Raw genomic sequence first — 2,796 nt, forward strand, 5'->3', positions numbered from 1 at the left:
GATGCCGCGCAGCAGAGTCCGCGCGAGCCCCCCGATCACGAAGGCGGCGGCGAGCGCGCCCACCGACACGAAGACCGGCGTCCACACCGTGGCGAACGATGCGCACAGGCTCAGCATCGCCCCCAGGATCCAGACGCCCACACCGCCCCCCACCAGCCCTGCCGCGCCGCGCGCGAGCGCGAAAGCGGTCACGAGCGCGCAGACGACGGCGAGAACCGCACCCGCACTGCCGATCGGCACGAGCACTGCTGCCAACGTGTTGGCCATTGCAAGACTGGACATTTCCCCGACCCCCCGGTCACCCGCACGCCGCATCGCGGCGTGCTCGTGCCAGCCACGTTACGCGCGAAGATCGCGTTCGTGCATCGCCCACGGGAACGATTCGGCATCATCCTGACGGATGACTCGCGCACATCTCCCGCAGGTGATCGCTCAGCGCGTCCGCCGCCTGCTCCGGGGAAGACGCAGCGCGCTCAACCGGCCCACGACGACGGGCACGGGGGCGGTGAACACGGCATCCACCATCCGCGATCCCTCCGTCGGACCGATCACCGGGATGGGCGTCGTGAGGGTCGTCTCGACCGGCTCGACCGGCAGGCGGCCGAAGGCCCGATGCGCGGAGAGGTACGCCGGCACGAGAATCACGACCGCGCCGATCCACGCGAGTGGATTGCTGAGCGCGACGCCCGCGAAGTCCCAGGCCGCGCCCAGCGCGACGGCGGCGACCACGCGTGCGATCAGCTCGACCACGCCGGTGATGGTGGGGATGGCGACCCGGCCGACACCCTGCAGCACGCCGCGCAGCACGAACAGCACGCCGAGGGCCGCGTAGCTCACGCCGTTGATGATGAGCATCTGGTGGGCGAGCTCGACGACCCGTTCGGATCCGTCGCCGACGAACAGCCGCACCACCGAGGCGCCGAACGCGATCATGATCACGCCGAGCAGCACCGACGTGGCGATCGCCATCCACAGCGCCTGGACCGTGCCCCGGCGGATGCGGTCGGGGCGGCGCGCGCCCAGGTTCTGCGCGGCGTACATCGACGAGGCGAGTCCCAGCGAGGCGAGAAGGGCGACGGCGAGTCCGTCGATGCGGGATGCCGCGGTGTACGCGGCGACCGCATCGGCGCCGAGCGTGTTCAGCGCCACCTGCACGGCGAGAGCGCCGATCGCGATGATGGATGCCTGGAATCCCATCGGCAGACCGAGCCGCAGGTGCTCGAGCGCGTCGGCGTGGCGCACCTTCCAGTCATCACGGTGCACGTGCAGCACGGGCAGCTTGCGCAACAGGTATCCGAGGCAGAGCAGCACCGAGACGGCCTGCGCGATCACCGTGGCCAGCGCTGCCCCGGCGACACCCCAGCCCAGCGGTCCGACCATGAGGATCACGAGCCCGACGTTCAGCCCGCACGAGATGGTGAGGAACACCAGCGGCGTGGTCGAGTCGCCGATCGCCCGGATGATGGCGGCCAGATAGTTGAAGAACATGATCGTGCTGCCGCCGATGAACGTCACCCGAGTGAAGGTCGTCGCCTCGGCGAGCAGCTCGGGCGGCGTCTGCAGCAGCTCGAGGAACGGGCGCGCGATGAGCGGCCCGAGCACTGTGAGGATCAGGCTGGTGACACCGGTGAGCAGCGTGCCCGTGGCCACCGAGCGGCTCACACCTCGGGCATCCCCCGCACCGAACGCCTGCGCGGTCGGAATCGCGAACCCGCTGGCGAGACCCCACGCGAAGCCGATGATGAGGAAGATCAGGCTGCCGGTCGCGCCGACCGCCGCGAGCGAGTCGACGCCGAGCTGGCGTCCGACGACGATCGTGTCGACGAACTGGTAGAGCTGCTGCACGACGTTGCCGATGAGCAGGGGCACGGAGAAGAGCAGGATGACGCGCCAAGGGCGGCCGGTGATGAGGGTGGTGGCCATGATGATCCGGGGGCTGAGGGATGCCGGCAAAAAGACGGCGGCACCGTGGATCGTCACGGCGCCGCGGGAAACAGTGTATCGAATCGTTTCGACCGGGTCGACTCGGGCAGATCTATTCCTTTCCGTGTCGCGCCGCCAGGGGCTTGCCCGCGACCGCTCCGGTTGGGTAGTCCGGAGACATGACCCGCCTGCGTCGAAGCGATCCGCACGCCCCCGGCATCCGGCGCGTGCGTCACGGCCGGGGATACCGGTTCCTGGCGGCCGACGGGGCCGCGGTCGACGACCCCGAGATGCTCGCGCGGCTGCGCGAGCTCGTCGTGCCGCCGGCGTGGAGCGACGTGTGGATGTGCCCCTACGCGAACGGGCACATCCTCGCGACCGGGGTCGATGCCGCCGGCCGGCGCCAGTACATCTACCACCCGGCCTGGCACGAGCGGATGGCGCGCGAGAAGTTCGATCGCATGCTGCAGCTCGCCGACGTGCTTCCGGCCGCCCGGCGCGGCGTGACCCGCGACCTGCGCCCCGACGGGTTCGGTCGGCCGCGGCTGCTCGCGGGCGCCTTCCGGATGCTCGACTCGGCCCTGCTGCGTGTCGGCTCGGAGCAGTACGCGAGAGCGCACGGCAGCATCGGGCTGGTCACCCTGCGCGGGTCCGCGGCGGCCGCGTCGTGGAGCTGCGCTTCCCCGGCAAGAGCGGGCAGCCCTGGGAATCCGAGATCGACGACGCCGACCTCGCGGGGCTCATCGCGGGCCTGAAGCGCCGCGGTGGCCGCTCGCTGCTGCTGAGCTGGCAGGACGACACCACGCACACCGCCGCCTGGCATCCGCTTCGCGCGGCCGACATCAACGACGACGTCCGACTCCGCACCGGCGG

At 70.9% G+C, this 2,796-nt stretch carries 3 protein-coding genes and 1 pseudogene; 2 read left to right on the plus strand and 2 right to left on the minus strand.

All coding sequences use genetic code 11. The features are described from left to right. Nucleotides 1–267, minus strand: a 267-nt coding sequence (locus tag RT309_RS14620; protein WP_313358204.1) for a hypothetical protein, incomplete at its 3' end; no start/stop codon positions are given. A 165-nt stretch (nt 268–432) separates the two neighbouring features. Then, nucleotides 433–1,923 carry an MATE family efflux transporter gene (locus RT309_RS14625; protein WP_313358206.1) on the minus strand — a complete coding sequence of 497 codons (1,491 nt, stop codon included), beginning with the start codon at nt 1,921–1,923 and terminating at the stop codon, nt 433–435. A 179-nt stretch (nt 1,924–2,102) separates the two neighbouring features. On the opposite strand from RT309_RS14625, the gene RT309_RS14630 reads away from it, so the two are divergent. Further along, the gene (locus tag RT309_RS14630; protein ID WP_313358208.1) at nt 2,103–2,678 is read left to right on the plus strand and encodes a hypothetical protein; all 576 of its coding nucleotides are present in this window, start codon (nt 2,103–2,105) and stop codon (nt 2,676–2,678) included. After that, a pseudogene (locus RT309_RS14635) lies at nt 2,591–2,796 on the plus strand (DNA topoisomerase IB); the annotation flags it as partial. The gene RT309_RS14630 and the pseudogene RT309_RS14635, both read left to right, overlap by 88 nt.

This window comes from Microbacterium sp. (assembly GCF_032084865.1).
Taxonomy (GTDB): Bacteria; Actinomycetota; Actinomycetes; order Actinomycetales; family Microbacteriaceae; genus Microbacterium.

Bases quoted from the DNA above. Each gene is read 5' to 3' on its own strand.
- RT309_RS14625 (WP_313358206.1), bottom strand. From the start codon at position 1,923: ATGGCCACCACCCTCATCACCGGCCGCCCTTGGCGCGTCATCCTGCTC.
- RT309_RS14630 (WP_313358208.1), top strand. From the start codon at position 2,103: ATGACCCGCCTGCGTCGAAGCGATCCGCACGCCCCCGGCATCCGGCGC.